General features: G+C 71.2%; 29 protein-coding genes. 19 read left to right on the forward strand and 10 right to left on the reverse strand.

Translation table 11 applies throughout. The features are described 5' to 3' along the window. Positions 1-94 precede the first annotated feature (94 nt). Positions 95-1,120 (forward strand): helix-turn-helix transcriptional regulator, encoded by a 1,026-nt coding sequence (locus tag ABD466_RS06310; RefSeq protein ID WP_344655990.1) that lies wholly within the window; start codon positions 95-97, stop codon positions 1,118-1,120. A 10-nt stretch (positions 1,121-1,130) separates the two neighbouring features. Here the strand turns inward: ABD466_RS06310 and ABD466_RS06315 are convergent, their stop codons facing one another. Continuing rightward, positions 1,131-1,586 carry a winged helix-turn-helix transcriptional regulator gene (locus ABD466_RS06315; protein ID WP_344655991.1) on the reverse strand — a complete coding sequence of 152 codons (456 nt, stop codon included), beginning with the start codon at positions 1,584-1,586 and terminating at the stop codon, positions 1,131-1,133. Positions 1,587-1,683: 97 nt separating this feature from the next. Between ABD466_RS06315 and ABD466_RS06320 the strand changes: the two genes are divergently transcribed. The 3 genes from ABD466_RS06320 (at position 1,684) to ABD466_RS06330 (ending at position 3,659) form a co-directional block, all read left to right on the forward strand. Then, positions 1,684-2,283: a dihydrofolate reductase family protein gene (locus ABD466_RS06320; protein WP_344655992.1), complete on the forward strand. Its 600-nt coding sequence runs from the start codon at positions 1,684-1,686 to the stop codon at positions 2,281-2,283. Positions 2,284-2,293: 10 nt separating this feature from the next. Next, positions 2,294-2,671 carry a PPOX class F420-dependent oxidoreductase gene (locus ABD466_RS06325; RefSeq protein WP_344655993.1) on the forward strand — a complete coding sequence of 126 codons (378 nt, stop codon included), beginning with the start codon at positions 2,294-2,296 and terminating at the stop codon, positions 2,669-2,671. A gap of 64 nt (positions 2,672-2,735) precedes the next feature. After that, positions 2,736-3,659, forward strand: a complete 924-nt coding sequence (locus tag ABD466_RS06330; RefSeq protein ID WP_344655994.1) for a transcriptional regulator — start codon at positions 2,736-2,738, stop codon at positions 3,657-3,659. 3 nt (positions 3,660-3,662) lie between these two features. Here ABD466_RS06330 and ABD466_RS06335 read toward each other — a convergent pair whose 3' ends face one another. From ABD466_RS06335 to ABD466_RS06345, 3 genes are all read right to left on the reverse strand, one after another. Then, a complete protein-coding gene (locus ABD466_RS06335) occupies positions 3,663-4,598 on the reverse strand; it encodes an RNA polymerase sigma-70 factor (RefSeq protein WP_344655995.1) in 936 nt (311 codons plus the stop codon). 29 nt (positions 4,599-4,627) lie between these two features. After that, positions 4,628-5,560 (reverse strand): NAD-dependent epimerase/dehydratase family protein, encoded by a 933-nt coding sequence (locus ABD466_RS06340; protein WP_344655996.1) that lies wholly within the window; start codon positions 5,558-5,560, stop codon positions 4,628-4,630. A 101-nt stretch (positions 5,561-5,661) separates the two neighbouring features. Next, positions 5,662-6,573 (reverse strand): RNA polymerase sigma-70 factor, encoded by a 912-nt coding sequence (locus tag ABD466_RS06345; protein ID WP_344655997.1) that lies wholly within the window; start codon positions 6,571-6,573, stop codon positions 5,662-5,664. Positions 6,574-6,720: 147 nt separating this feature from the next. Here ABD466_RS06345 and ABD466_RS06350 point away from each other — a divergent pair, with 147 nt between their 5' ends. From ABD466_RS06350 to ABD466_RS06370, 5 genes are all read left to right on the forward strand, one after another. After that, positions 6,721-7,203, forward strand: coding sequence for a carboxymuconolactone decarboxylase family protein (locus ABD466_RS06350; protein ID WP_344655998.1), 483 nt, complete (start codon positions 6,721-6,723; stop codon positions 7,201-7,203). 49 nt (positions 7,204-7,252) lie between these two features. Next, positions 7,253-7,819 (forward strand): methyltransferase family protein, encoded by a 567-nt coding sequence (locus tag ABD466_RS06355; RefSeq protein WP_344655999.1) that lies wholly within the window; start codon positions 7,253-7,255, stop codon positions 7,817-7,819. Positions 7,820-7,908: 89 nt separating this feature from the next. Continuing rightward, complete coding sequence (locus ABD466_RS06360) at positions 7,909-8,868, forward strand: ATP-binding cassette domain-containing protein (RefSeq protein WP_344656000.1); 960 nt, start codon at positions 7,909-7,911, stop codon at positions 8,866-8,868. 11 nt (positions 8,869-8,879) lie between these two features. Continuing rightward, positions 8,880-9,674: an ABC transporter permease gene (locus ABD466_RS06365; RefSeq protein WP_344656001.1), complete on the forward strand. Its 795-nt coding sequence runs from the start codon at positions 8,880-8,882 to the stop codon at positions 9,672-9,674. Positions 9,675-9,721: 47 nt separating this feature from the next. Continuing rightward, positions 9,722-10,480, forward strand: coding sequence for a MerR family transcriptional regulator (locus tag ABD466_RS06370; protein ID WP_344656002.1), 759 nt, complete (start codon positions 9,722-9,724; stop codon positions 10,478-10,480). A gap of 268 nt (positions 10,481-10,748) precedes the next feature. Here ABD466_RS06370 and ABD466_RS06375 read toward each other — a convergent pair whose 3' ends face one another. Beyond that, positions 10,749-11,351, reverse strand: coding sequence for a hypothetical protein (locus tag ABD466_RS06375; RefSeq protein ID WP_344656003.1), 603 nt, complete (start codon positions 11,349-11,351; stop codon positions 10,749-10,751). A 129-nt stretch (positions 11,352-11,480) separates the two neighbouring features. Between ABD466_RS06375 and ABD466_RS06380 the strand changes: the two genes are divergently transcribed. Next, the gene (locus ABD466_RS06380) at positions 11,481-12,554 is read left to right on the forward strand and encodes a sensor histidine kinase (protein ID WP_344656004.1); all 1,074 of its coding nucleotides are present in this window, start codon (positions 11,481-11,483) and stop codon (positions 12,552-12,554) included. 55 nt (positions 12,555-12,609) lie between these two features. Further along, a complete protein-coding gene (locus ABD466_RS06385) occupies positions 12,610-13,539 on the forward strand; it encodes an LLM class flavin-dependent oxidoreductase (RefSeq protein ID WP_344656005.1) in 930 nt (309 codons plus the stop codon). A 219-nt stretch (positions 13,540-13,758) separates the two neighbouring features. On the opposite strand, the gene ABD466_RS06390 is transcribed toward ABD466_RS06385, so the two are convergent. From ABD466_RS06390 to ABD466_RS06400, 3 genes are all read right to left on the reverse strand, one after another. After that, the gene (locus ABD466_RS06390) at positions 13,759-14,565 is read right to left on the reverse strand and encodes an alpha/beta fold hydrolase (protein ID WP_344656006.1); all 807 of its coding nucleotides are present in this window, start codon (positions 14,563-14,565) and stop codon (positions 13,759-13,761) included. 118 nt (positions 14,566-14,683) lie between these two features. After that, positions 14,684-15,337: a TetR/AcrR family transcriptional regulator gene (locus tag ABD466_RS06395; RefSeq protein WP_344656007.1), complete on the reverse strand. Its 654-nt coding sequence runs from the start codon at positions 15,335-15,337 to the stop codon at positions 14,684-14,686. Between the two features lie 43 nt (positions 15,338-15,380). Further along, a complete protein-coding gene (locus tag ABD466_RS06400) occupies positions 15,381-16,046 on the reverse strand; it encodes a MerR family transcriptional regulator (protein ID WP_344656008.1) in 666 nt (221 codons plus the stop codon). A gap of 212 nt (positions 16,047-16,258) precedes the next feature. On the opposite strand from ABD466_RS06400, the gene ABD466_RS06405 reads away from it, so the two are divergent. The 3 genes from ABD466_RS06405 (at position 16,259) to ABD466_RS06415 (ending at position 18,077) form a co-directional block, all read left to right on the forward strand. After that, positions 16,259-16,738, forward strand: coding sequence for a DUF4188 domain-containing protein (locus ABD466_RS06405; RefSeq protein WP_344656009.1), 480 nt, complete (start codon positions 16,259-16,261; stop codon positions 16,736-16,738). 40 nt (positions 16,739-16,778) lie between these two features. After that, on the forward strand, positions 16,779-17,489 hold the full coding sequence (locus tag ABD466_RS06410; protein WP_344656010.1) for an alpha/beta fold hydrolase: 711 nt from the start codon (positions 16,779-16,781) through the stop codon (positions 17,487-17,489). A gap of 117 nt (positions 17,490-17,606) precedes the next feature. Then, positions 17,607-18,077 (forward strand): carboxymuconolactone decarboxylase family protein, encoded by a 471-nt coding sequence (locus ABD466_RS06415; protein WP_344656011.1) that lies wholly within the window; start codon positions 17,607-17,609, stop codon positions 18,075-18,077. Positions 18,078-18,084: 7 nt separating this feature from the next. Here the strand turns inward: ABD466_RS06415 and ABD466_RS06420 are convergent, their stop codons facing one another. After that, on the reverse strand, positions 18,085-18,843 hold the full coding sequence (locus tag ABD466_RS06420) for an endo alpha-1,4 polygalactosaminidase (protein WP_344656012.1): 759 nt from the start codon (positions 18,841-18,843) through the stop codon (positions 18,085-18,087). A gap of 324 nt (positions 18,844-19,167) precedes the next feature. Between ABD466_RS06420 and ABD466_RS06425 the strand changes: the two genes are divergently transcribed. From ABD466_RS06425 to ABD466_RS06440, 4 genes are all read left to right on the forward strand, one after another. Further along, on the forward strand, positions 19,168-19,308 hold the full coding sequence (locus ABD466_RS06425; protein WP_344656013.1) for a hypothetical protein: 141 nt from the start codon (positions 19,168-19,170) through the stop codon (positions 19,306-19,308). Positions 19,309-19,393: 85 nt separating this feature from the next. Then, positions 19,394-19,846, forward strand: a complete 453-nt coding sequence (locus ABD466_RS06430) for a GntR family transcriptional regulator (RefSeq protein WP_344656014.1) — start codon at positions 19,394-19,396, stop codon at positions 19,844-19,846. Then, on the forward strand, positions 19,843-20,685 hold the full coding sequence (locus tag ABD466_RS06435) for an ABC transporter ATP-binding protein (protein ID WP_344656015.1): 843 nt from the start codon (positions 19,843-19,845) through the stop codon (positions 20,683-20,685). The genes ABD466_RS06430 and ABD466_RS06435 overlap by 4 nt, the downstream gene beginning before the upstream one ends. Further along, on the forward strand, positions 20,682-21,638 hold the full coding sequence (locus ABD466_RS06440; protein ID WP_344656016.1) for an ABC transporter permease subunit: 957 nt from the start codon (positions 20,682-20,684) through the stop codon (positions 21,636-21,638). The genes ABD466_RS06435 and ABD466_RS06440 overlap by 4 nt, the downstream gene beginning before the upstream one ends. Here the strand turns inward: ABD466_RS06440 and pdxR are convergent. Then, positions 21,595-23,043 carry a MocR-like pyridoxine biosynthesis transcription factor PdxR gene (gene pdxR / locus ABD466_RS06445; protein WP_344656017.1) on the reverse strand — a complete coding sequence of 483 codons (1,449 nt, stop codon included), beginning with the start codon at positions 23,041-23,043 and terminating at the stop codon, positions 21,595-21,597. The genes ABD466_RS06440 and pdxR overlap by 44 nt on opposite strands. A gap of 47 nt (positions 23,044-23,090) precedes the next feature. On the opposite strand from pdxR, the gene ABD466_RS06450 reads away from it, so the two are divergent. Then, positions 23,091-23,837: a metallophosphoesterase gene (locus ABD466_RS06450; RefSeq protein WP_344656018.1), complete on the forward strand. Its 747-nt coding sequence runs from the start codon at positions 23,091-23,093 to the stop codon at positions 23,835-23,837. The last annotated feature ends 9 nt before the right edge of the window (positions 23,838-23,846 follow it).

Genomic DNA, 23,846 nt, shown 5'->3' on the forward strand with positions numbered 1-23,846 from the left:
CCCTTCACGCGCTTATCAGGAGTCTGTGTCACTGTGCCGTTACGGGCGTGCGATGGTTCACCAAGTGGCGCGGAGGACTGGAAGGAAGGCAACAGTGTCCGAACGGGTTGGAACCGGGCATGACGAGGACCTCCTGGCGTCGGTCTACGCGTGGATCGTCGCCGAACGCCGCCTCGTCGACGGTGGGGTGGCGGCGATGGCGGAGCAGTTCGGGTGCGGGGAGCGCGAGTGCCAGGAGGCTGTCGACGCTCTGCTCGCGCGGCACATCCTGATCGCCGGCCCGGAGGGAGTGGTCGCGGCCAGCCCGGACGTCGCGATCGCGGCTCTGGTGGGTCCGCGCGAGAACGCGCACCGCGAGGCGGAGCTGGAGCTGATGGCCGAGCGCGGCCGTACGGCACAGCTCCGGACCAGGCTCGCGGCGCTGGCGCCGGTCTACTCCGACCAGCTGCGGGAGGGCGGGGTGGCCGGCATCGACACGATCGCCGACATGCACGCGGTGCGGGCCTTGATCGCGGATCTGACCGCGACCTGCGAATCCGAGGTCATGGCCTGCCGGCCCGGTGGCGGCCGCCCGCCGGCGGCGCTGGCCGACGCGCTGCCCCGGGACCTGGCGCTGTTGCGGCGGGGCGTCGTGCTGCGCAGCCTCTATCAGCACACCGCGCGCTTCCACCTCCCGACCCAGGCCTATGCCGAGGCGGTTCTCGCCGAGGGCGCACAGATCCGGACGGTGGCCGAGATCCCGGGGCTGATGATCGTCGTCGACCGGCGGATGGCGTTCCTGCCGCACGCCGAGCACGAGAGCGGAGCGGTCATCGTGCGCGAGCCGTCGGTCGTGGCGTACTTGTGCGCGGCGTTCGAGCAGTCCTGGAACCTCGGCTCGCCGTTTCAGACCGGCCCTTCGGCCGCGCACACGGCGGTCGCGGAGATCGAATCCGCGATCCTCATGCTGCTGGCGAACGGCCTCGAGGACGACGTGATCGCCAAGCGCATAGGGCTGTCGCTCCGCGCGTGCCGCGGCCACATAGCGGATCTGATGGAGGGGTTCGGGGCACGGAGCCGGTTCCAGGCCGGCGTGATCGCTGCGAAGTCGGGTCTGCTGGAGCCGTCCGCGCAGAGGTAGGCCCCTGCTCTCACGCCGCTTCGGCCCCCGGGCCGGGCAGCGTGTCGACGTCGCCTGCGTGCATCGGCTCGCCACAGTGGTCGCACCGCAGATCGACGCCGCTGATCTCACCGCAGGCGTGGTGCCGGTACAGCACCGGCGGTCCGGCCTCACCCGCGAGCCACTTGTCGCCCCAGGCGGTCATGACCATCAGAAGGTCGACCAGTTCCAGCCCTTTCTGGGTCAGGCGGTACTCGTAACGAGGGCGCCGGTCATAGGGATGCCGTTCCAGCACGCCCTCTTCGACGAGGTGGTCGAGGCGTTCGGTCAGGACTTTGCGGGAGATGCCGAGGTCGGCCTGGATCTGGTCGAAGCGGGTGAAGCCGGCCCAGACGTCGCGGAGGACGAGGGGGGACCAGGGTTCGCCGATGACGTCGAGGGTGCGCGCGATCGAACAGGCCATCGCGCCGAACTGCGTGCGCTGCATGCCGCCATTCTAGCGAACGGGGTTCCCTGAAGGAACTCAAGCTGCTACGGTGGAACCGTCAGAGTCTCTTAAGGGAACTCCAGAGGGGAACATCGTCATGGGCAAGGTCCTCAGCGCGCTCGCCGTCTCGGTCGACGGGTTCATCACCGGGCGCGACCCCGGCGCCGGGCGAGGGCTCGGCGACGGGTCGACGCTCTTCGACTGGTACTTCGACGGCGACACGCCCAGCGCCGTCTTCGACGGGTTCCGGATGAGCGCGCCCAGCGCCCGCGTCTTCGACGCCCTCGCCGGTCGCATCGGGGCGATCGTCGCCGGTCGCCACACTTACGAGGACTCCGAGCGCTTCGGTGGCGGCAGCCCGCACCCGAACGTGCCGCTCTTCGTCGTCAGCCACCGGCCCGATCCGCACATCGGCGCGGCGCAGACCCTGGTCACCTCAGGCATCGAGGACGCGGTCGCCGCAGCCCGGGAGGCCGCCGGGGACAAGGACGTCGCCCTGATGGGCGGCGGCGTGGTGACCTCGGCGCTCCGGGCCGGTCTGGTCGACGAGCTGGTCCTGCACCAGGTGCCGATCCTGCTCGGCGGTGGCCGGCGGTTCTTCCAGGAGCTTCCCGAGCATGTGCGTCTGCGGCTGGTCGAAGCCGTCCCCGCGCCCGGCGTGACCCACCTGCACTACGAAGTCGCCACCACCCGTTAGGAGCAGATCCATGCTGACCACCGAACTCGACAGCGTTCTGGCCACCACCGTGGTGGCCCACCTCGCCACCCTCCTGCCCGACGGGTCTCCGCACAGCATCCCGGTCTGGATCGACACCCACGACGGCCGCATCGTCATCATCACAGGACCGACCAGCCGCAAGGCGCGCAACATCCTTCGGGACCCGCGCGTGGCGATCTCCCTGACCCCGATCGACAACCCCTTCCAGCCGGTCGTCATCCGCGGGCGGGTGGTGGAGTGGATCGACGGCGACGCCGGCTGGGAGATCGTGGACCGGATCGCCCAGAAGTACATCGGCAGGCCGTACGCGCGTAGTGACGAGCGGGTCGCCATGCTCATCGAACCCGAGCACCAGAGCTTCGGCTGAAAAGCCGTCGGCCCGCCCCCAGGAGGAGGCGGGCGGCGACGAGGCCGGCGCGGCCCTGGCCGAGGTGCTGAAGGCGTCCGGCGGCGAGGATCCGCTGCTGCGGTGGCAGGCGCTGTGGCGGGTCGCCGAGTGGCGGCGGAGGCGGCGCGAGTTCGCCGAGCAGCGCACGTGCCTGGAGGAGCTGGTCGCGCTCGGCGAGGGCACCGGCCTGCCCGAGCTCCAGGCCAGGGCGCTGGCCGAGCTGTCCCGCTGCCTGCGCAACCTCGGCGAGGTCGGGGCGGCCGTGGAGACCGCGACCCGCGCCTACGACCTGGCCCGCGGCAACGAATCGCCCTCCCACGTGCTGACGAGCGCGCTGCTCGCCCTGGTGTCGGCCCTGGCCGAGTCGGGCCGCGTGCCGGATGCCGCGCGCCACGCCGACGAACTGCTCGGCGAGGTCGAGGGGCAGTCCGGCACGCGCTGGGCCGAGGCGTTGTGGACGGTGGCCTCCCTCCGCGCCCGCCAGGGCGACCTCGCCGGCGCGGGGCGGTTGATGGACCGGGCGATCCACGGCTACGACGGCCGGGACGACCTGACGGTGTGGATGGGCCTGCGGGTCAGCGCGGCCCGGCGTGACCTCCGGGAGGACCCGCCGCTCACCGAGTCCGCCCGGCGCCGCATCGACGAGGCCCAGTCGGCGATGCCGTTCGCGGGCACGACGGCGATGGAGCAGCAGCTGCTCAGCCTGCGCGCCGAGGTCGCGGTGCAGGAACACCGCGGCGACGACGCGCAGGCGCTGTTGGACCAGCTCGTGGGCTTCGACGACTTGCTGTCGTACCAGGACCGGATCCGCCTCGACGTGCTCCGCAACCAGGTGCTGCTCATGGCGGGCGAGCGCGACCGGGGCATCGCGGGCCTGCGCGCCCTGGCCGAGCAGGCTCAGGCGAACGGCAACATGGACGTGGCCGCGGAGATCTGGCGGCTGGTGGCCGAATCGCTGGCGGGGTAGGCCTCAGCCCTCGTCGCCCCGGTCCCGGCGTGCCCGGTACGTCTCCCGCACCGTCTCCCACGCGTCGGCCACCGGGCCCACGTGCCCGAGCTTGTCGGGGTTCACCACGGCGCGGATGGTCTGGATCCGGCCGTCGACGACGTCCAGCGTCCACGTGTTCACCACCCGGCCGTCCCGGTCGCGGAAGATCGCGCCGGGCTGGCCGTTCACCTCGTGGCGTTCCACCACCCCGCCGATCCGGACGAAGGGGGCGACCAGGGTGACCAGCAGGCGGACCACGGTGTCGGCGCCGGACACGCCGCCGCCGCGCCACTGCGGCGCCTTGCCGCCGCTGTCGCCGACCAGCTGGACGTCGGCGGCGAGCATCTCGGTCAGCGCGTCGACGTCGCCCTCGCGGAACGCGTCGAAGAACCGCTCGGCGAGTTCGTCGCGCTCGCGGCGGTCGGCCTCGAAGCGCGGGCGTCCGGAGTCCATGTGGTGCCGGGCCCGGGTCGCGAGCTTCCGGCACGCCGCCTCCGAACGCCCGACCGCGGCGGCGACCGCCGGGAAGTCGAAGCCGAAGACCTCGCGCAGCACGAACACCGCGCGCTCCAGCGGGGTCAGCCGCTCCAACAGCAGCAGCGCCGCCATCGACAGCGAGTCCGCCAGCTCCGCCGACCGCTCAGGGTCCTCGTAAGGATCGGTCAGGAGCGGTTCCGGGAACCAGGGCCCCACATAGGCCTCGCGCCGCACCCGGGCCGAGCGCAGCACGTCGATCGAGACGCGCGTGACGACCGCCGACAGATACGACTTCGCCGACGCCACCTCCGTCTCCGAGGCCTGCCACCGCAGCCACGACTCCTGCACGGCGTCCTCGGCCTCGGCGACGCTGCCCAGGATCCGGTAGGCGATCGAGAACAGCAGCGGTCGCAGCTCCTCGAACTCCTCAGTCCGCGTCACGCCCGCTCACCGATCCTTCCCAACGGCTCTCACCCGAGTTCCTCGGCGAACCCCTGCCGCCACGAGGGGTAGCTCAGCCGCCATCCCAGCTCCCGCTTGGCCTTCTCGTTCGAGAACCCTCGCGCCTCGGTCATCATGACCACCGCGACCTGCCCGGCCAGCCACCGCGCCAGCCACTTCGGCACCCGGTACGGCTTCTTCGCCCCCGCGCACTCGGCCAGGTAGGGCAGCCACTCGCTGGCCGGGGCGGGCTCGTCGTCGACGATGTTGAACACGCCCCGGGCCTTCTGCTCCACCGCGAGCACCGTGGCGGACGCGGCGTCGTCCAGGTGGACCCAGGAGGCGTACCCGGTGGCCCGGCCGACCAGCGGGAACTGCCGCCGGCGGATCAGCTCGACCTGGTCGTCGACGGCGCCGGGGCCGTAGAGGCCGCCGTAGCGCATGACGGCGCCGCCGAACGCGAGCACCACGTCCTCGACGTGCTTGAGCGCCAGCATCGACGTGTACGCCGCCGTCCCCTCGACCAGGTCCAGCGGATCCTCCTCGGTCTTGACCCAGCCGCCGGTGCGGATGCCGTTCCAGTTGGCGTAGCCCTGGGCCACGAAGTGCGGCACCCCGGTCGCCTCGGCGGCGGCGAGCAAGTGGTCGGTCCCCTCGGTGCGCAGCCGGATGGTGGGCACGGCCCACTTGTCGAAGTGCTTGAAGTCCGGCTTGCCCGCGTGCTCCATCGAGATCCCGGTCATCTGGTGCACGATGACGTCCGGCCGCGCGTGCGCCACCGCCTCGCCGACCGAGGCCGCGTCCAGACCGTCCATCACGACGCCGTCCGCGCCGAGCTGCTCCAACAGGCCCAGCTTCGCGGCGTTGGTCGTGGTCGCCGTGACCTGGTGGCCGCGGGCCACCAGCTGCGGCACCAGCCGCCGGCCCAGGACCCCGGTCCCGCCCGCGACGAAAACCCTCATGATCGTCCCTCCTCGTCCTTCCCCGCACCGTTCCGTCGTTCCCGAGACGAGACGGCCCGCGGTTCTGGGACATCGCGGGCTCGACGGCCCCGCCGCCCCCGTCAGCGGCTCATCGGCGTCTCCTGCTCGACCCGCGACAGCTTCTCCGGGTTGCGCACCACGTACAGGCCGGAGATGAGCCCGTCCTCCACGTGCATGGCCACCACGCTGACCCCGTCCTCGGCGTGCACCAGCAGCGCCGGGGAGCCGTTGATCCACGCGGGCTCGAAGACCGTCCGGCCGGTGAGCCGGCCCAGGCCCTGGGACAGCACGTCGCGCACCGCGTCGGCCCCGACCACCGGAGCGGGGAACGCCTGCCGGATCCCGCCGCCGTCGCCCAGCATCACCACGTCCGGCGCCAGGAGGTCGAGCAGTCCCTGCAGATCCCCGGTGTCGATCGCGCGCCGGAACGCTTCGAGCGCGCCGCGGGTCTGGGCCGCGGACGTCGTGCCGCGCGGCCGGCGCGCCGCCACGTGGCTGCGGGCCCGGTGCGCGATCTGGCGGACCGCGGTCTGGGTCTTGTCCACGGCTTCGGCGATCTCCGCGTAGTCCAGGTCGAACACCTCGCGCAGCACGAACACCGCGCGCTCGGTCGGCGTCAGCGTCTCCATCACCAGCAGCATCGCCATCGACACGCTGTCGGCGAGTTCCACGTCCTCGGCCACGTCCGGCGTCGTGAGGAGCGGCTCCGGCAGCCAGGGGCCGAAGTACGCCTCCTTCCGGCGGCCCAGCGTGCGCATGTGGGTCAGCGCCTGCCGGGTGGTGATGCGGACCAGGTACGCCCGGCGGTCCCGCACGGTGTCGAGGTCGACCGTGGTCCACCGCAGCCACGTCTCCTGCAGGACGTCCTCGGCGTCGGCCGCCGAGCCGAGCATCTCGTAGGCGACCGTGAAGAGCAGGTTGCGATGCGTGACGAAGGTGTCGGTGGCGGTTTCGGCGCGGTCCTCCGCGACCGTCGGCTCGGTCTGGTCCATGGTCACGAGACTACGGACGCGGCCGATTTGTGACGGGTCGGCCGTGTGATCCACATCACAGGCATCGGTCGTCACAGCGGCCGCCCCGTCGGCATCTTGTGTTCGCTCAGCGCACACCGCGCAGATCATGACGATAAGGATGAAGTGATGGAAACCCGTATCAACCTGATGGAGACCGCGATCGGCTCGAAGGTCGGCAAGCGCTTCTACGCCACCTCGACGGCCGTCGCCGAGTCGTCCTTGCCGAAGTCGCTGCAGGACCTGCTCTCGCTGCGGATCAGCCAGATCAACGGCTGCGGATTCTGCGTCGACATTCACACCAAGGACGCCGTGGCGGCCGGTGAGACCGACCTACGCCTGCACCTGGTCGCCGCTTGGAAGCACACCACGGTCTTCACCGAGGCCGAGCGCGCCGCCCTGGCGCTGGCCGAGGAGGGCACCCGGATCACGGTGCCCGGCGAGGTGGTGTCCGACGCCACCTGGGAGCAGGCCCGCAAGCACTTCGACGACGAGCAGCTCGCCGCGCTGACCTGCCTGATCGCCCTGATGAACGCCTCGAACCGGATGGCGCTGATCCTGAACACACCGGGCGGCTCCTACGCGCCCGGGGCCTTCGCCGCGCTCGACTGAAGGGCCGCCCGGCGGTTTCCCCCGCCAGGCCGCCGGGCACCCACGAGTCATGGCGCTGCCGAGTTGGCTGTCGATCGCCGGGGTCGTCGTGTGGGTCCTCTATGAGGTCGCCCTGCGGCGCAAGGACGAGGAGACCGCGTCCTGGGAGGGCGGCGAGGAGGACCGGCGCAGCACCTCGCTGCTGATCGCCAGCTACCTGCTCGCCGTCCTGTTGGTGATCATCCTGCAGAACGCCGGAGTGGGCACCGTCCCGGTCGGCGTGCGCTGGATCGGGGTCGCGATGGTCGCCGCCGGACTCGTCCTGCGAGCCTGGGGCATGGCCGTGCTCGGCCGGTTCTACACCCGGACCCTGCGGGTCACCGGCGGCCAGCGGATCGTGCAGGAGGGCCCGTACCGCCTCATCCGGCACCCGGGGTACGCCGGGAGCCTGCTGGTGTGGACCGGCTACTGCCTCGGCGTCGGCAACTGGATCGCGCTGGTGGTGGTCGCGGCGCTGATGCTGCTCGCGTACTCCTGGCGGATCAGCTCCGAGGAGCGGATGCTGGTCGCGAACTTCGGCGACGGCTACCGCGACTACCAGCGGCGGACCGCGCGGCTGATCCCGCACGTGTACTGATCCCCGACGCCGTCCCCCGGCTTCGGCGGAACGGAGAAGCACGGCGACCGCGATCGGGCTTGACCTTGACGCTGGGTCAACCTCCCAGCATGGCGGTCATGACCACGACGACAGCTCCTGACCTCGCGATCAGCGTCTCCGGCCTGCGCAAGTCCTTCGGCGACAAGGCCGTTCTGGACGGCGTGGACCTCGCCGTCCAGAACGGCACCGTGTTCGCGCTGCTCGGTCCGAACGGCGCCGGCAAGACCACCACCGTGCGCATCCTGTCCACACTCATCGCCTCCGACGGCGGACGCGTCGCGGTGGCCGGGCACGACGTGGCCGTCGCACCGGACGAGGTGCGCGCGGTGATCGGGGTGACCGGCCAGTTCTCCGCGGTCGACAACCTGCTCACCGCCCGGGAGAACCTGATCCTGATGGCGGACCTGTACCGGCTGGGCCGGCGGGCGGGGCGGACCCGCGCCGGGGAACTGCTCGACCGGTTCGGGCTGGCCGACGTCGCCGACGAACCGCTGTCCACGTACTCCGGCGGGATGCGCCGCCGTCTGGACCTGGCCATGACGCTGGTCGGCGGGCCTTCGGTGATCTTCCTGGACGAACCCACCACCGGACTGGACCCGCGCAGCCGGCGCGAGCTGTGGCGGATCGTGCGCGAGCTCGTCGCCGACGGGGTCACGGTGCTGCTGACCACACAGTATCTGGAGGAAGCGGACCAGCTGGCGGACCGGATCGCGGTGCTCGACGGCGGCCGGATCGTGGCCGAGGGCACGGCCGCCGAGCTGAAGCGGCTGATCCCCGGCGGGCACATCACACTGCGGTTCGCCGACCCCTCCGGGCTGAGCGCCGCGGCCGCCGCGTTCGGCGCCTCTCAGCGCGGGGTGACGACCGACGAGGACGCGCTCACCCTCCAGCTGCCCGGCGACGGCGGCGTCGGTTCCCTGCGAGACGTGCTGGACCGCCTGGACGCCGTCGGCGCGCGGGCCGAAGAGATCTCCGTTCACACCCCGGACCTGGACGACGTGTTCCTGGCCCTGACCACCGGCCGCTGAGGAGACCGATCATGAGCACCAGGAACCGCACCGTCACCGACACGTTCACCCTGCTGCGCCGCAACCTCCGGCACACGATCCGCTATCCGTCCATGACCATCGGCTCGGTCTTCGGACCGGTCATCATGCTGCTGCTGTTCGTCGGCGTGCTGGGCAAGACGCTCGGCCGCGGCCTGGCGACGGCTTCCGGCGCGCACGCGTCGGACTACATCGGCTATATAGCGCCCGGCATCATCATCACGGCCGTCGCCTCCGGCAGCATGGCCACCGCGGTCGCGGTCTGCGTGGACATGACCGAGGGCATCGTCGACCGGTTCCGCACCATGCCGATCTCACGGGTCGCGATCCTCGCCGCCCACGTCATCAACAGCGTCCTGACAACGGTGGTCTCCACCGGTTCGGTGATCGCGGTGGCGATCCTCCTCGGGTTCCGGCCGCACGCCTCGGTCGGGCAGTGGCTGGCCGCCGGCGGCCTGCTGCTGGCTCTGAGCATCGCGCTGACATGGCTGGCGGTGGCGATGGGCCTGGTGTCGGCGACCCCGGAGGCGGCCAGCAACTCCCCGATGCTGATCGTGTTCCTGCCTTTCGTCGGCTCCGCCTTCGCCCCGGCCTCCTCGATGCCGGCGGGGGTGCGCCAGTTCGCCGAGTACCAGCCCTTCACCCCGGCCATCGAGTCCGTCCGCGCGCTGCTGACCGGCGGCCCGGTCGGCCACCACGCGACCCTCGCGCTGGGCTGGTGCCTGGTGCTCGGGGCGACGGGCTACGCATGGGCTGTGGCGGCGTTCGCCAAACCTCGGGCACACTGATGCGCGCCATGATCGCGCTCCGGCGGCGCCGGCCCGGGAGGACCTTGATGCTCACCATCAGCCAGCTCGCCGACTACGTGGGCGTCACCGTCCGGGCCGTGCGCCACTACCACCAGCGCGGGCTGCTGCCGGAACCCGAGCGCGACCACTCCGGCTACCGCCGCTATGACGCGCAGGCGGTGATCGATCTGATCCGGATCAAGACGCTGGCCGAGGCCGGGGTGCCGCTGGCCCGGATCGAGGAGCTGCTCGCCGCCGACGCCGACCGCTTCGCGGCCGCGGTCGACGAGATCGACCAGTCCCTGCGGGACCAGATCAGGGAACTGAAGGCCCGGCGCCGCCGGGTGACCGAGCTGGCCTCGGGCGAGCACCTGTTCCTGCCCGCCGAGATCGCCGCGTACATAGCGAATCTGCGGGCGGCGGGGGTGAGCGAGCGCGGCGTGAGGATGGAGCGGGACGCGTGGATCATGCTCGCTGCGTCCTACCCGGAGGCGGCGCCGCGATGGGCGGCGCAGAAGAACGCCGACCTGGCCGTACCGGCGTACCGCGAGTTCTACGTGACCTACGACCGGGCCCACGACTGGGCCGTCGACGACCCGCGGCTGGACGCCCTCGCGGACACGATGGCGGCCCGGTTCGCCGAGCAGCTGCGGGAAGCCGGGGATCAGGCGGACGGCCTGCGGATGGAGAAGGTGTTGTCGGCCGAGGAACAGGCACTGTTCACGCAGTATGTGAACGACTATTCGCCGGCGTGGATGCGGCTGAGCGAGCTCGTGGCGCAGCGCGTTCAGGGTTCTGCGACGTAGCGCCGGACTTCCGCGAGGTGGTCGTCGGCGAGCAGGCCGACGCACTCGGCGATGCGCCGGTGGTCCCAGCGGGTGCGGTCCTGGTCGGCGAGCAGCACGGGCCGGCGTCGTGGCCGGTGATCACAGGTGTAACGGAATCGGCTCTGCCAACGCCTGTATTCATGAGGTACGGCGAAGCCCGCGTTTGGTTTACCGCCACCCTCCTGGGACGCGTCGCGCCGCACCCCCCGAACGGCGCGGCGCGTCCATTCTTTTCTGCCGGACACCGTCACTGGTGCCGAGTACGCCGCCGGTAGTACGCCACGGTGCAGGCCACGACCAGCACCGGCCACGCGATCGCCGGAAGGTAGCAGGCGGTGAACAGCACTCGCGACCATCCGCTGACCTCGAGGTGGGACTGGGGCGTCCCCTTGTCGCCGACGGCGGGTGAGAAGTGCCAGTGCAGGACCGTCATGTTGACGAAGAAATACACGGCGACGAGCGCCAGGACGCCGGCGCCGACACAGGCCGGGATGACGGCGGCCTTCACGGGGATCCGCCGACCACCGAGCAGTGGCAGCCGGCGAGGGACGACTTCTCCCCAAGGTTTGACGAGCCCCAGGGTCAGCAGGGCGAAGCCTTCGCTGATCGTCGACAGGAACACGACGTAGATCCAGTCGCCGGCGTGCGCCTCGGCGTTGCCCGTCGACGTGTGCCCGACGCCGGCGAGTCCTGCGGTCATCAGAATGCGCCAGATGCTGGAAGGCAGCACGGCGAGGGGGACGGCGTGCGCCGCGATCCGAGCCCAGCGCGGTGTGCCGGGGACGTATCCGGGGTGACGGGCTTCCGGCCGTGAGTCCACGACGGCGGTGATCGTTTGAGCTGTTGCCATGGCCCCAGCGTCTTCCGGCACGGTGGCCGCCGGACAGATGCCGTTCGGGCCGGACTCCGGCCTGTTCGCGGTGCCGGGGGTGCCGATCGGCACGGGCAGGGTGCCAGCCGTTCCGCGTACTGTCGGAACGTGCTGATCACCGTTCTCACCGCCGCTGCCGCCGGCGTTTCAGCACTCGCCGCCTGGGGGTCATGGCCCCGCTCGCGTCCCTGGCTCCCTTGGCTCACCGGCCTGGTCGGCGCGGTGTCCCTGGTCGTCACGTGCTTCCCGCCGACCGGGGCCGATGACGGTCTCGCGGGCCTGCTCGGCACCGTGGAGGCGCTCGCGGTGATCGCGCTCATCGTTCCGACCACGCGGTTCGCCCCGGTCGCCGGCGCCGTGCCCGCCGTGGTCGCGGCGCATCTGGCCGTCACGGTGTGGCCGTTGCGGGCCGCGGCGTCACGGTTCGGCGGCACGCCGGTGGGGGCGTGCGCGTTCTGGTCGCTGGTCGCGGCCACGGCCGTCGTCGGGTCCTGCTATCTCCGGATGCTCGACGTGCGGCGTACGCGGTCGGTCGCCGACGGAAGGCGCCGCCAGCGCCTGGATCTGGCCCGCGATCTGCACGACTTCGTGGCGCACGACGTCTCGGAGATGGTCGCCCAGGCCCAGGCCGCACGGTTCCTCGGAGACCGGGATCCCGCGCTCGCCCTGACGGCGCTCGCCCGCATCGAGGAGGCCGGGCTCCAGGCGCTGGCCTCGATGGACCGCACGGTGCACATGCTGCACGCCGAGGACGCGTCGCCCGCCGACCTCCGCAGCGGCGCCGCGCCCGGGGTCGACGACCTTCCCGACCTCGTCGCCCGGTTCGACGCCTCCTCCCCGGGCCGGATCCGTCTCACTCTGGATCCCGCGGTCGCGGAACGGATCGCGCGCGAGACGTCCACGACGGCCTACCGGGTGGTCGTGGAGGCGTTGACGAACGTCCGACGCCACGCCCCGGAGGCGGACGTCGAGGTCTGTCTCGCCGCCGACGCCGCGGAAGTCACGGTGACCGTCTCGAACTCCATCTCCGGCGTCTCCCCTCGGCGGTCGCGCCGCGGCGGTCTGGGCCTGCCGGGTCTGGCGGACCGCGTGACGTCTCTCGACGGCCGCTTCAGCGCCGGTCCTCGCGAAACCGGCGGCTGGCTCGTCACCGCCGTCCTGCCTCTCGACCTCCGGAGTTGAAGTACGCACCACGAACTACTATCGTTCGTGTTACGAACTACTAAGAGGAGGCCCCATGTCCGGCACCGCGCCCCGCTTCGGGCTCGGCGTGTCCAACGCCGTCCGCGACATCCCGCAGACCCTGGACCTGGTGGCTCGAGTCGACCAGGCCGGACTGGACCACTTCTCGGTCTCCGACCACCCGTACCTGGGGCGGCTGCTCGACGCCTATTCGCTGGTCGGCTTCGCGCTCGGACGGACGACTCGCATCAGCGGCATGGTGAACGTCAGCAACCTGCCGACCCGGCCGGCGCCGATGCTGGCCCGCGCCGTCACCTCTCTGGCGGCGCTGTCCGGCGGCCGGATCGTGCTCGGCCTCGGCGCCGGCGGTTCCTGGGACGACATCGCGCGCCTCGGCGTGAAGCGGCTCGGCGGCGCGGAAGCCGTGCGCGCCTTCGAGGAGTCGTTCACCGTGATCAGGTCTCTGACCGGCGGCGGCGCCCCGGTCACCTTCGACGGCGAGTTCTACCACGTGGAGAACCTGGAACCGGCCCGCGTACCGGCGCCGCCGATCTGGACCGGATCCGTCGGGCGCAAGTCCCTCGCCGTGACCGGCCGGCAGGCCGACGGCTGGATCCCGGGGCATGCGGCCGACTGGCTCAGCGAGCGCTACAAGGAGTCCCGCCCGGTGATCGACGAGGCCGCCGCGGCCGCCGGCCGGGACCCCCACGACGTGGTGACCGTCTTCAACCTCCCGGGCCGGATGAGCCCGACCCCTCTGGCCGCGACGCGCGACGCGGACGGCCGATGGCTGGGCGGCTCGGTGCGCCAGTGGGTGGAGGAGCTGACCGGCGCGGTGGTGGAGCACGGCGCGGGCGGGTTCACGTACTTCCCGGTCGGGGATGTGCCGATCGAGCGCGCCTCGGAGGTGTGGGCGCAGGAAGTGGTGCCGGGAGTGCGCGAAGAGCTGGCGCGGCTCACAACTGGAGCGGCACCAGGTCTCTGACGGCAGGAGGGCGTTCCGCGAGGAACGGCACTCTGGCGGGACCTGATGGCAACAGTGGACACGCGAGCTGACTGACCTGGCCGAACAACGCGACGTCGCAGCACGTGATGCCCACATGGTCGAGGACCACGTGGACGCGCTGCGCCTGTACCGGGCGCTCGAGCACGCGAACGAGAACCGGCGTGAACACGACCTGCCTCACGGTGGCCGACCCGACGCTCAGACCTCGAAGAACTCCAGCACCGTCTGCAAGAACTCCTCGGCCCGCTCCGCCAGCACGACGTGCCCGGAGTCGAACTCCCGATAGGAACTGTGCGGGATGAGGGCGTGGAGGCGCCGGGCGTTGGCCACGGGGACCGTGGCGTCGGCAGTGCAGCCGATCACCAGCGTGGGAGCGGTGATGCGGGGGAGAAGCGGCTTCAGATCGAGACCGGCGTCGTAGGCGATGTGGCGGAGGGTGCCCGGCAGGGGCTGCATGAACCCCGCCGACGCCTCGACGGCTTCGCGGCCGATGCGGTCGAGGAAGCCCGGACTGAACGCGGTGATCATCGCGAAGCGGCCGAACGCCTCGGGGTCGCCGGCCAGCCGCGCCCACACGATCAGCAGGTTCCTGAGGTACTCGTCCTCGACGTCCGGCCAGCCGGCGACCGGTACCAGGCGCCGGACCAGGTCCGGCCGCAGCGCGGCGAGCCCCAGGCCGACCGTGGCCCCCATCGAGAAACCGAGGACGTCGGCCAGACCCCGGCCGGCGTCCTCGATCACGGCCGCCACCTGACCGGCGAGCCGCTCCACGGTGAGCGGGCCGCCGTCGTCCTCCGCCGGCACGCTGCCCGACAGGTCGGGGAGCAGCACGGTGTGCCGCTCGGCGTAGCGCTCGATCGTGTCGTCCCACATGACCGAGCCCGGGCCGGTGCCGTGGATCAGGACCAGAACCGGCCCCCGGCCCACCATCCGGTAGGGGATACGTGCGCCGTCGACCGTGACGACGGCTTCCCTGACAGTGGCGGCCTCGGTGGTGGCGATCACGGCGCACTCCCTCGACTTCGGCCCCGGTCCCCGGCGGATCGGCGGCGCACCTCAAGTAAACTACACCGTGCAGTGTAATTCAACCGCGACCGTGGGCGGGGCCGCTCCAGCGGCCGGATCACCGCAGCTCAGGACCGCCATAGCAGCGCAGGAAAGCATCCACTCCGGGCGCTGCGACCCGCCGGATCTCGTCCTCGGAGATCGGCAGCGCACCCCAGAACGACCGGTCGGCGGCGGGGTGGAACGTCAGCAGCGTGTAGTGCTCGGCGGCGACATCGACACCGACATCGTCGAAGGCCAGCAGCCCCCGCGCGGCCAGCCGCTCGAGGTGCCCGGCCAGATCCTGTTGCGACGCCTGCGGCCCGGCGGCCAGCCAGGCGGTCAGCACGTCCGGCGGAAGGTTGGCCACCTCAGCCCGGATCGCCCGCCCCACCGCACCGTGATCCGCCGCCGAGAACACCGCCGCGGCGCGCGCGACCGCGAAGTCGAGCAGCGAAGCCCGCAGGTCGGAGACATCGCTCAAGTGCTGGGCCGCCAGATCCCTGATGTGCTCGGTCAGCGCGGCGGAGTTCTCCAGCGCAACCGCCAGGAACAGGCTCTCCTTGTCCGCGAAGTGGTTGTAGATCGTACGCTTCGAGACGCCCGCCTCCGCGGCGATCGCGTCCATGCTCGCGCGCGCGTAACCCTCGCGACCGAAGACGGTGGTGGCTGCTCGCACGATCGCCTGCCGCTTCTCCGGCCGCCCGCCGCCGGCACCGTCAGTCCTCGCCACCGGCCCGCTCCTCGCTCACAGGAAACTAGTCGGTGCAGTGTAACTACGCGCGCCGCACTTCACCCTCGTCGCCGTAGTGCAACCGCGACGACACGTCCTCATGCGCCAATCGCCGCAGCGCCAGCAGTATCGGCTCGACCAGCACCGTATAAGCGACCGTCGCCTCGATCGCTTCCTCGAGCACCTCGTACTGCGTGATGGTCGCGTACTCCGCCTCCGCGATCGGCCGGATCGCCGCGGCGTACCGCCGGAACTGCTCGATCGGCGTCTCGTAGCCCAGCTCCTGCAGCGTCAGCACCGACCTCGTCAACACGTCCAGTGCCGGCGCCCCGTCCTGGAACCGCCACCCCAGAGCCCGAAGCTCCTCGCAGATCTGCCCCCGCACGGCGTCCCACGCCGCCCGGCCCTCATCGTCCGGTTCCGGCACGGTCACCTTCGGCGGCAGCATGTACTGCGCGATCCCCAGCCGCTCATGCCGGGTGAACGCCGGATCGTCGGCCACCGCCAGCACATCCCGCGCCTGGCCGACCGACATGCCCCCGACGGTCAGCATCGCCCGCACCAATCGCAGCCGCCGGACATGCTCCTCGTCGTACTCGGACTTGCGCGCTGACACCGGGACGCCGGGTGGGATCAGCCCTTCCCGCAAGTAGAACTTGATGCTGGGAACCGACACGCCGGTACGCCGACTCAGCTCGGCCAGGTGCACGCTTTCTCCGTTCCCGAGTCTCGACAGCCGTCGCGCCGGGTTCTACCCTGCCCATAAAGGATAGTTCAACTATCCTTTCTTCCCGCCTGCTCCAGCCGCGCAACGACGGAGGTGCCACCATGGCGATACCGAAGCCGACACCGACCCCACTGCACTGGACCCGCCCCCGCCCCGACGCCCCCAACCCTCGCAAACCCCTCCGCGGGCGTTTCATGGCCGAGAACGCCGAACCCATCGCCGTCCTCCTCATCGGCATGCGCGTCAACAAGTGGCGCGCGCCCCGCCACTGGATGGCCGTCTTCCGCGCCATGCCCCGCATGCTCAAGGAACTCCGCGCCGATCCCGAAAGCGGCCTTCTCGGCTACCGCATCCTCTGGGGCCCGTGGTTCGGCCAGGTGACGGTCGTGCAGTACTGGCGTCGCGCCGGCGACATCCGCGCCTTCTCGCACGACACGAACCACACTCACCGCCCCGCGCAGGACAGGTTCATGGCCCGCTACGCCCGCTCGAAGGGCGCCGTCGGTATCTGGCACGAGATGCTCTCGGTCCGCGCCGGTTCCTACCAATGCCTCTACGGCGACATGCCCCCGATGGGCATCGGCGCGATCCGCGGCCTGGACGCAGCGACGGCCCGTCCGGACGGCGTCGGCTACGTCAAGGGCGAGGACCCTGAACTCATCGCACTGATATGAGTTCCCTCCCCTTGTCGGCATCCGGGGTTAGCGTCGGGGCATGGCTACCTACGTTCTCATCCACGGGGCGTCCTCCGACTCCTGGTACTGGCACCGCGTCATCCCGCTCCTTCGCGCCGCCGGCCACGACGTCATCACCCCGAACCTCCCCGTCGGCGACCCAGCCTGCGGCATCCCCGAATACACCGACACGGCGATCGCGACCATCCGCGAGCACACCGGCGACGCCGCCACTCCCACCGACCTGATCATCGTCGCCCAATCCCTCGGCGGATTCACCGGCGCCCTCCTCGCCACCCGTGTCCCCACCAAGCTCCTGGTCTACGTCGCGGCCATGGCCCCTAAAGCCGGCGAGACGCCAGGAGAATGGTGGGAAGCGACCGGCTACTCCGAGGCCAAACGCCACAACGACGAACTCGTCGGCATCGCAGGCCGAGAAGACCTGGACAGCGAGATCACCTTCTTCCACGACGTTCCCGCGGACATCACCGCGGAGGCCCTCCGCCGCCCGGTCCCCCAGACCGACGGCCCTTTCAAGTCGCCCCCCATGCCGGAGCACCCGAACGTCCCCGTGCGCTTCCTCCTGTGCCGTGACGACCGCATGTTCCCGGCCGAGTTCCAGCGCCGCCTCGCCAAAGAACGTCTCGGCATCACCGCGGACGAGATGGGTGGCGGACACCTGCCCGCTCTGGCGCACCCCGAGGAGTTGGTCCGGCAATTGGAGATGTTCCGGGTCGAAGCGGGCTTGTGACGCCCTGCCGGACGGCGTGACGCAGGTCACAAGAGATCACAGTCGCGACCTGTCACATCACCGCCGCCCCGATGGTCTACGTAGCGAAACCGCAACACGGACCAAGAGGAGCCCGACATGGAAGCCCGCTTCAACTACTACGGCACCACCGCCGGCCAGAAGTTCACGAAGTACATCAACTCCGCCGGTCGCGCGATGGGCGACGCAGGCCTCCCCTACGCGACGACCCAGCTGGTCCTCCTGCGCGCGTCCCAGATCAACGGCTGCGGAATGTGCACCGACATGCACTACAAGGACGCGGTCCACGCCGGGGACGACCCGGAGCGCCTGAACCTGGTCGCGGCCTGGCGCGAGGCGACGAAGTTCACCGACGCCGAGCGCGCCGCCCTGGAGCTGACCGAGGAGGGCACGCGGATCGCCGACGGCGCCGGCGGCGTCGGCGACGAGGTGTGGGCCCGCGCCGCCGAGCACTACAACGAGGAGCAGCTGGCCGCGCTGATCTCGACCATCGCGCTGATCAACGCCTACAACCGGCTGAACGTCATCGCTCGCACGCCGGCCGGAGACTACAAGCCCGGCCAGTGGTGAGAGCGGTTCAGCACGTCTTGTAGACGTAGGACGAGCCGCCCGCCGCGCTGACGTCGAGGTCGCGCTTCACGATCGCGATCCGGCTCGCGTAGGCGTGGCAGGCGGCGGCGAAGCCCTTGTCGTCGTACTCCACATCGACGACACGGCCCGCGTAGGCGTCGGCGTACTTCCCGCACTCGTCGTAGTCGCCGCACTGCTCGGACACCGCGAAGTCGAAGCCGATCTGGCGGGCCCGCGGCAGGAACTCAGCCGTGTTCTTCTGCGCGATCGCGAGCCCCTTCGCATGCGCGAGGGTCGCGAGCTGGGTGGCCAGGGCGACGTCCTGGTCAGCGGTCAGCAGCCCCTGGGACCGGCTGTACGAGTCGAGGTTGTCAGGCTCGACAGCCTGGAAACCCTTGGCCGCGCAGCCGTCGATCCACTCTCCGACGATCTTCGCGATCGCGGTGCGCTTGGCGTCGGTGGAGACGTCGAGCAGCTGCTCGTTCCAGTTCTGGTCGATCACCGGCGCCCCGGAGGCGGTCTTCAGCAACAGTTCCGGGTGGTCGGCCTTCCACCAGTCGGTGGCGTCGGGCTGGGCTTGGAAGGCGTTGAGGTAGCAGATGTTGTAGAGCCCCGCGGCAGGAGTTGCCGACCGGTCGCGCGACACGATGCCGACTCCGGGCGGCGGGGTGTAGGCACCGCCGATCTGGTAGTCCCACTTCACGCCGGTCGGCAACGCGCGCACCTGGCCGCTTTTCGCGGCCACCACCGGCGGCGACGAGGTCACCGTGGAGGGCTTGCCCGAAGTGTGTGGGGGTGACGGTGGCGTCGATGCCGATGTCGTCGCCGACGTGGGCGTCGGCGAAGCCATCCCTGATGACGAAGCAGACGTCTGAGTCGATGACGAGCCGACTGAGGCCGGAGTACTCCCCACCGCCGCGGCCGACGGCTTCGAACCCGCGCTGGAGCAACCCGCCAGCACCAGGACGGCGGCCGCCCCGGCGTATCCGACCACACGCATTGCCCACCCCTTAACTCCCGACACGGCGATGGTAATGGTCCACGCCGCGCGGCGCCCCGCTCTCCGCAGATCTCTGACACGGTGGAACCCGTGACGGTTCTCGGCGCGAACACGGATAACCCGGGCTTCCCACACTACGGATCAGGCGCGGCGGTGACCGGCTCGGTCATATTCCTGAGCCTGCTGGTCGCCGTCCTGGCGTCGAGCTGGATCCGCCGCCGGCGCAAGTGACAGTCGTTTTGGTTGACTAGTGTTCTAGTTAACCGTAACAATTAGCGGGACCCAGTCCGAGCGCCCCGACGGGAGTCCCCCTTCCATGATCGATTTCCACGTCGACCGGGCCGGCAGCGTCCCGGCCTACGCCCAGCTGGTGCAGCAGGTCCGCGAGGCCCTCCGCCTCGGCCTGCTGCACCCCGGCGACAAGCTGCCGACGGTCCGCGAGGTCGTCACCACCTGCGCCGTCAACGCCGCCACAGTCCTGAAGGCCTACCGAGAGCTCGAGCTCTCCGGGCTCGTCGAGGCCCGCCAGGGCGCCGGCACCTATGTCTCCGGCACGCTCGGCGGCAGCGCCGACGCGGCGGCGATGGACGAACTCCGCGGCCGCCTGCGCACCTGGGTCGGCGACGCCCGGCAAGCCGGCCTGGAGGACGACGACATGCGGGCCCTGGTCACCTCGGTGCTCGCGGAGCCGCCGGGGGAGTCGTCGGCTGACGAGCGTGCCGCCGCGGCGCGGGGCACTTCGACCTCTCGGTCAGCGGGACCACGATGACCGAGGTCGCCCTCGAGACCAAGAACCTGGGCAAGCGCTACAAGAAGCTCTGGGCCCTGAAGGACTTCACGGTCGCCCTGCCCGCCAACAAGGTCATCGCCCTCGTCGGCGCGAACGGGGCCGGCAAGTCCACCCTGATGTCGATCGCCGCCGGGATCCTCCCGGCCACCGAAGGCGAGCTCCACGTCGAGGGCCGCGTCGTCCTGCTGTCCCAGGACAAGCCGCTGTACCGCTCCTTCAGCGTCGCCGACATGCTGGACTTCGGCCGCCACATGAACGCGGTGTGGGACCAGCAGCGGGCCCTGAGCTGGCTGGGCCGGTTCGGCATCCCGCTGGACCGGCCGTGCGGCAAGCTCTCGGGCGGCCAGCAGACCCAGGTGGCGATGGCCGTCGCCCTGGGCGCCCGGCCCTCCCTCCTGCTGCTCGACGAGCCGCTGGCCAACCTGGACCCGGTCGCCCGCCGCGAGGTCACGGGCGAGCTGTTGGGAGAGGTCGCCGACAGCGACATGACCGTGGTGCTGTCCACCCACGTCGTGGCGGAACTGGCGGGCGTCGGGGATCACCTGCTCCTGCTGCGCGAAGGCCACCGCACCCTGGACGGCGACGTCGAGGAACTGCTGTCCCAGCACGTCCGGCTGGTCGGCCCGCGCGCCGACCGGCCGCCGGTCGAGGGCCGGACCGTGCTGAGCCAGCACACCGAACGGCAGTCCACCTTCGTCGTCCGCACCCTGCTGGGGCCGGAGTCGCCGGTCGCGCCGCCCTGGCAGGCCCAGGCCGTGACGCTGGAGGACCTGGTGCTGGCCTATCTCAAGGCCGGGCGCGGGGAGGGGGAGCTGTGAGGGGCCTGATCTGGGTGACCTGGCGGCAGCACCGCTGGACCATCCTGACCAGCGCCGCGCTGACGGCGCTCCTGGCCGTCTTCATGGTGCTGACCGCTTCCAAGCTCGGCTCGATGGCCGCGCACTGCGCGTCGCCGGGAGTACGGTGCACGCGGGCGAAGACCGAGTCGGCGCCCTCGCACGCCTCGTACCTGATGAACTCCGTGGTCTTCCTGCCGGTGCTGGTGGCGGTGTTCTGGGGCGTGCCGCTGCTGGCCCGCGAGTTCGAGCAGCGCACCCTGCCGCTGGCCTGGTCGCAGGACGTGGGCCGGCAGCGGTGGCTGTTCGGCAAGACCTCGGTGATGGTGGCGCTGGTCGGCGCGATGGGCGCGCTCCTGGCCGGGCTGTCCGAGCACCTGGCGTACCAGTACCACGCCTACACCAGGGAGAGCCTGTTCGACGGCACGCAGTTCCAGGCGGGCGGCTGGCTGCCGCTGACGCTCGCTCTGGCCTGGCTGGCCGTCGGCATCGCGGCCGGTGCGGCGACCCGGCGGGTGCTGGCAGCGATAGCCGTGGTCGGCGCGCTGTGGATCACGCGCATGGTGGTGATGGTGCAGGCGCGGGGTCACTTCATGACACCACTGACGTCGATGCATCCCTTCTCGGGCACGGGTGACAGCACCTCGTACCCCAATGACATGAACCTCGACGGTGGCAGCGCGCCCTTCATCGACACGCGCGGCCTGGTCCACTCGGCGAAACAGGTGATGGGAGGCTGGTGCTCGGACACGCTCACCGACATCGACTCCTGCCTCCGGGACCATCACATCGTCGGCACGATCTCCAAGCTCCAGCCGGCCGACCGGATGGGCACGTTCCACCTCATCGAGAACGGCGTCAACCTCGCGCTGTTCGTGCTGGCGCTGGCCGTCACGTGGTGGTGCGTGAAAAGGACCCGGACGACGGTGGTGTGAGGAGCCCGACCTCGCGAAGCGTCCCGGCGAGCGCCTCGAGCGCCGCCGGGTACGCGCGCTCGGAGGGTGCGGCGTAACCGATCAGCAGGCCCGCCCGCGCCGTGTCGGCGTCCTGATACAGCTCGGCCGTGCCGCGCATCGCGAGGCCGCGTTCCGCGGCGGCGTCGAACACCTCGCGCTCCCCCGGGCCGTCGGCCGGCAGCGACACCGCGACGTGCAGACCGGCCGGGACACCGTGCGCCTCCAGGCCGGGGAACTGTCGCAGAAGCGCGGTCAGGTGCTCGCGGCGTCGGCTGTATCGCAGGCGAGCCGCCCGGATGTGGCGGTCGTACGCATGGGACGCGAGGAAGTCGGCGAGCACGGCCTGGTGGAGGCCCTCGCTGAACGGCTCGGTCTCCAGCTTCGCCTCCATGAACGCCTCGACCAGGCGCGACGGCAGCACGAGCCAGCCCAGGCGCAGGCCCGGGCCGAGGGTCTTCGAGACCGATCCGCTGTAGACGACCTCGCACGTCGCCACCGCTTGCAGCGCGCCGACAGGCCGGCGGTCGTAGCGGAACTCGCCGTCGTAGTCGTCTTCGACGATCAGGGAGTCCCGGGCGCGGGCCCAGGCCACCAGGGCTCGGCGGCGGGCGGCGTCGAGTGGCACACCGGTCGGGTACTGGTGCGCCGGGGTGAGGAAGACGGCTGCCTCGTCGGCGAGCCGCTCGACCTGTGCGCCCTTGTCGTCGACGGCCAGCGGACGCACATCGAGGCCCGCGTCAGCGGCGATGCGCCGGAAGATGTGATGGCCCGGGTCCTCCCAAGCGGCTCGCGTCGAGCCGCGCAGCGTGAGCACCCGGGCCACGAGTCGCACGTTCTGGTGGTAGCCGGCGGTGACGATGATGCGGTCGGCCGACGTGCGGACGCCCCGAGTGCGGCCCAGATAGTCGGCGAGCGCGGCCCGCAGCTCATAGCGGCCCTGGGGATCGCCGGCGCCGAACAACTCCGGGCGGGCGGCGGCCAGTACCCGCCGGGTGGCGGCGGTCCAGCCCCGCACCGGGAAGGCCGCGAGGTCCGGGCTGCCGGGGCGCAGGTCGTGCCGTGGTCGCGTGGGGGCGTACCGACGGGGTGACGCGGCCGGAGGCTTCGGGTCGCGGACGTCGGCGACGGCCGTGCCGGATCCCGGGCGCGAGGTGAGGAAGCCCTCGTCGATCAGCTGACCGTAGGCGGAGGTGACAGTGCCCCGGGACAGGCCGAGCTGCTCGGCCAAGCCGCGGCTCGACGGCAGCGGGACACCGGGACGCAGGCTGCCCTCACGGATCGCCGCGCGCAGGGCGTCCTCCAGAGCGGCACGGCGTCCGGCCGGACCGGTCCCGGTCACGTCGAGGTGGAGGTCGATGCGGGAACCGGTCCAAGCTTTCGGCATGGAAGTGGAGCTTATCCGTGGACCGGTCCGACTCCTACGCTCATGCCATGCCCGTCGTCATCGCCCACGTCAGCGACATCCACATCGACTCCGGACCCCGCGCCACCGAGCGCGCCCGCCGGATCTTCGCCTACCTCGACGCCCTCCCGGCGGACCTCGACGCGGTCGTGGTCACCGGCGACATCGCCGACCACGGTCTGGACACCGAATACGAGACGGTGCGCGAGCTCACCGCGATCCGGCATCCGGTGCTGATCGGCCCCGGCAACCACGACGACCGGGCGGCCTTCCGACGCTCGCTGCTCGGCGTGGAGCCCTCGACCGAACCGATCGACCAGGTGCTGCGCACCGAGCGCCTCGTCCTCGTGCACTGCGACTCCTCGATCCCCCGGCAGGACGACGGGTTCCTGGCCGACTCGACGCTGGCGTGGCTGGCGGCCGAGCTCGCCGCGACGCCCGCCGGCGTGCCGGTCCTCGTCGCCTTCCACCATCCGCCGGTCGAGCTGGGGGTGCCGCTCACCGACGGGATCCGGCAGTTCGGGGAGGAGCGGCTGGCCGCGACGCTCGCCGGGCGGCCGAACGTCGTGGCACTGCTGGCCGGTCACGCGCACACCGCCGCCACCACGCGGTTCGCGGGGTTGCCGCTGCTGGTCGCGCCGGGTGTGGTATCGACGGTGGTGCTGCCGTGGGAGGGCGGCGACCGGACCGTGCACCTGGACCACCCGCCGTCGCTGGCCTTCCACGTCCTCGACGACACGGGGCGGGTGACGACGCACTACCGCCCGGTCGTCTGACCGTTAATC

Source organism: Catenulispora subtropica, from assembly GCF_039531675.1.
GTDB classification, from domain to species: domain Bacteria; phylum Actinomycetota; class Actinomycetes; order Streptomycetales; family Catenulisporaceae; genus Catenulispora; species Catenulispora subtropica.

Coding starts and splice junctions, on each gene's coding strand:
- ABD466_RS06315 (WP_344655991.1), bottom strand. CDS start 1,586: ATGCAGCGCACGCAGTTCGGCGCGATGGCCTGTTCGATCGCGCGCACC.
- ABD466_RS06320 (WP_344655992.1), top strand. CDS start 1,684: ATGGGCAAGGTCCTCAGCGCGCTCGCCGTCTCGGTCGACGGGTTCATC.
- ABD466_RS06325 (WP_344655993.1), top strand. CDS start 2,294: ATGCTGACCACCGAACTCGACAGCGTTCTGGCCACCACCGTGGTGGCC.
- ABD466_RS06340 (WP_344655996.1), bottom strand. CDS start 5,560: ATGAGGGTTTTCGTCGCGGGCGGGACCGGGGTCCTGGGCCGGCGGCTG.
- ABD466_RS06345 (WP_344655997.1), bottom strand. CDS start 6,573: ATGGACCAGACCGAGCCGACGGTCGCGGAGGACCGCGCCGAAACCGCC.
- ABD466_RS06350 (WP_344655998.1), top strand. CDS start 6,721: ATGGAAACCCGTATCAACCTGATGGAGACCGCGATCGGCTCGAAGGTC.
- ABD466_RS06355 (WP_344655999.1), top strand. CDS start 7,253: ATGGCGCTGCCGAGTTGGCTGTCGATCGCCGGGGTCGTCGTGTGGGTC.
- ABD466_RS06360 (WP_344656000.1), top strand. CDS start 7,909: ATGGCGGTCATGACCACGACGACAGCTCCTGACCTCGCGATCAGCGTC.
- ABD466_RS06365 (WP_344656001.1), top strand. CDS start 8,880: ATGAGCACCAGGAACCGCACCGTCACCGACACGTTCACCCTGCTGCGC.
- ABD466_RS06370 (WP_344656002.1), top strand. CDS start 9,722: ATGCTCACCATCAGCCAGCTCGCCGACTACGTGGGCGTCACCGTCCGG.
- ABD466_RS06375 (WP_344656003.1), bottom strand. CDS start 11,351: ATGGCAACAGCTCAAACGATCACCGCCGTCGTGGACTCACGGCCGGAA.
- ABD466_RS06385 (WP_344656005.1), top strand. CDS start 12,610: ATGTCCGGCACCGCGCCCCGCTTCGGGCTCGGCGTGTCCAACGCCGTC.
- ABD466_RS06405 (WP_344656009.1), top strand. CDS start 16,259: ATGGCCGAGAACGCCGAACCCATCGCCGTCCTCCTCATCGGCATGCGC.
- ABD466_RS06410 (WP_344656010.1), top strand. CDS start 16,779: ATGGCTACCTACGTTCTCATCCACGGGGCGTCCTCCGACTCCTGGTAC.
- ABD466_RS06415 (WP_344656011.1), top strand. CDS start 17,607: ATGGAAGCCCGCTTCAACTACTACGGCACCACCGCCGGCCAGAAGTTC.
- ABD466_RS06430 (WP_344656014.1), top strand. CDS start 19,394: ATGATCGATTTCCACGTCGACCGGGCCGGCAGCGTCCCGGCCTACGCC.
- ABD466_RS06435 (WP_344656015.1), top strand. CDS start 19,843: ATGACCGAGGTCGCCCTCGAGACCAAGAACCTGGGCAAGCGCTACAAG.
- pdxR (WP_344656017.1), bottom strand. CDS start 23,043: ATGCCGAAAGCTTGGACCGGTTCCCGCATCGACCTCCACCTCGACGTG.
- ABD466_RS06450 (WP_344656018.1), top strand. CDS start 23,091: ATGCCCGTCGTCATCGCCCACGTCAGCGACATCCACATCGACTCCGGA.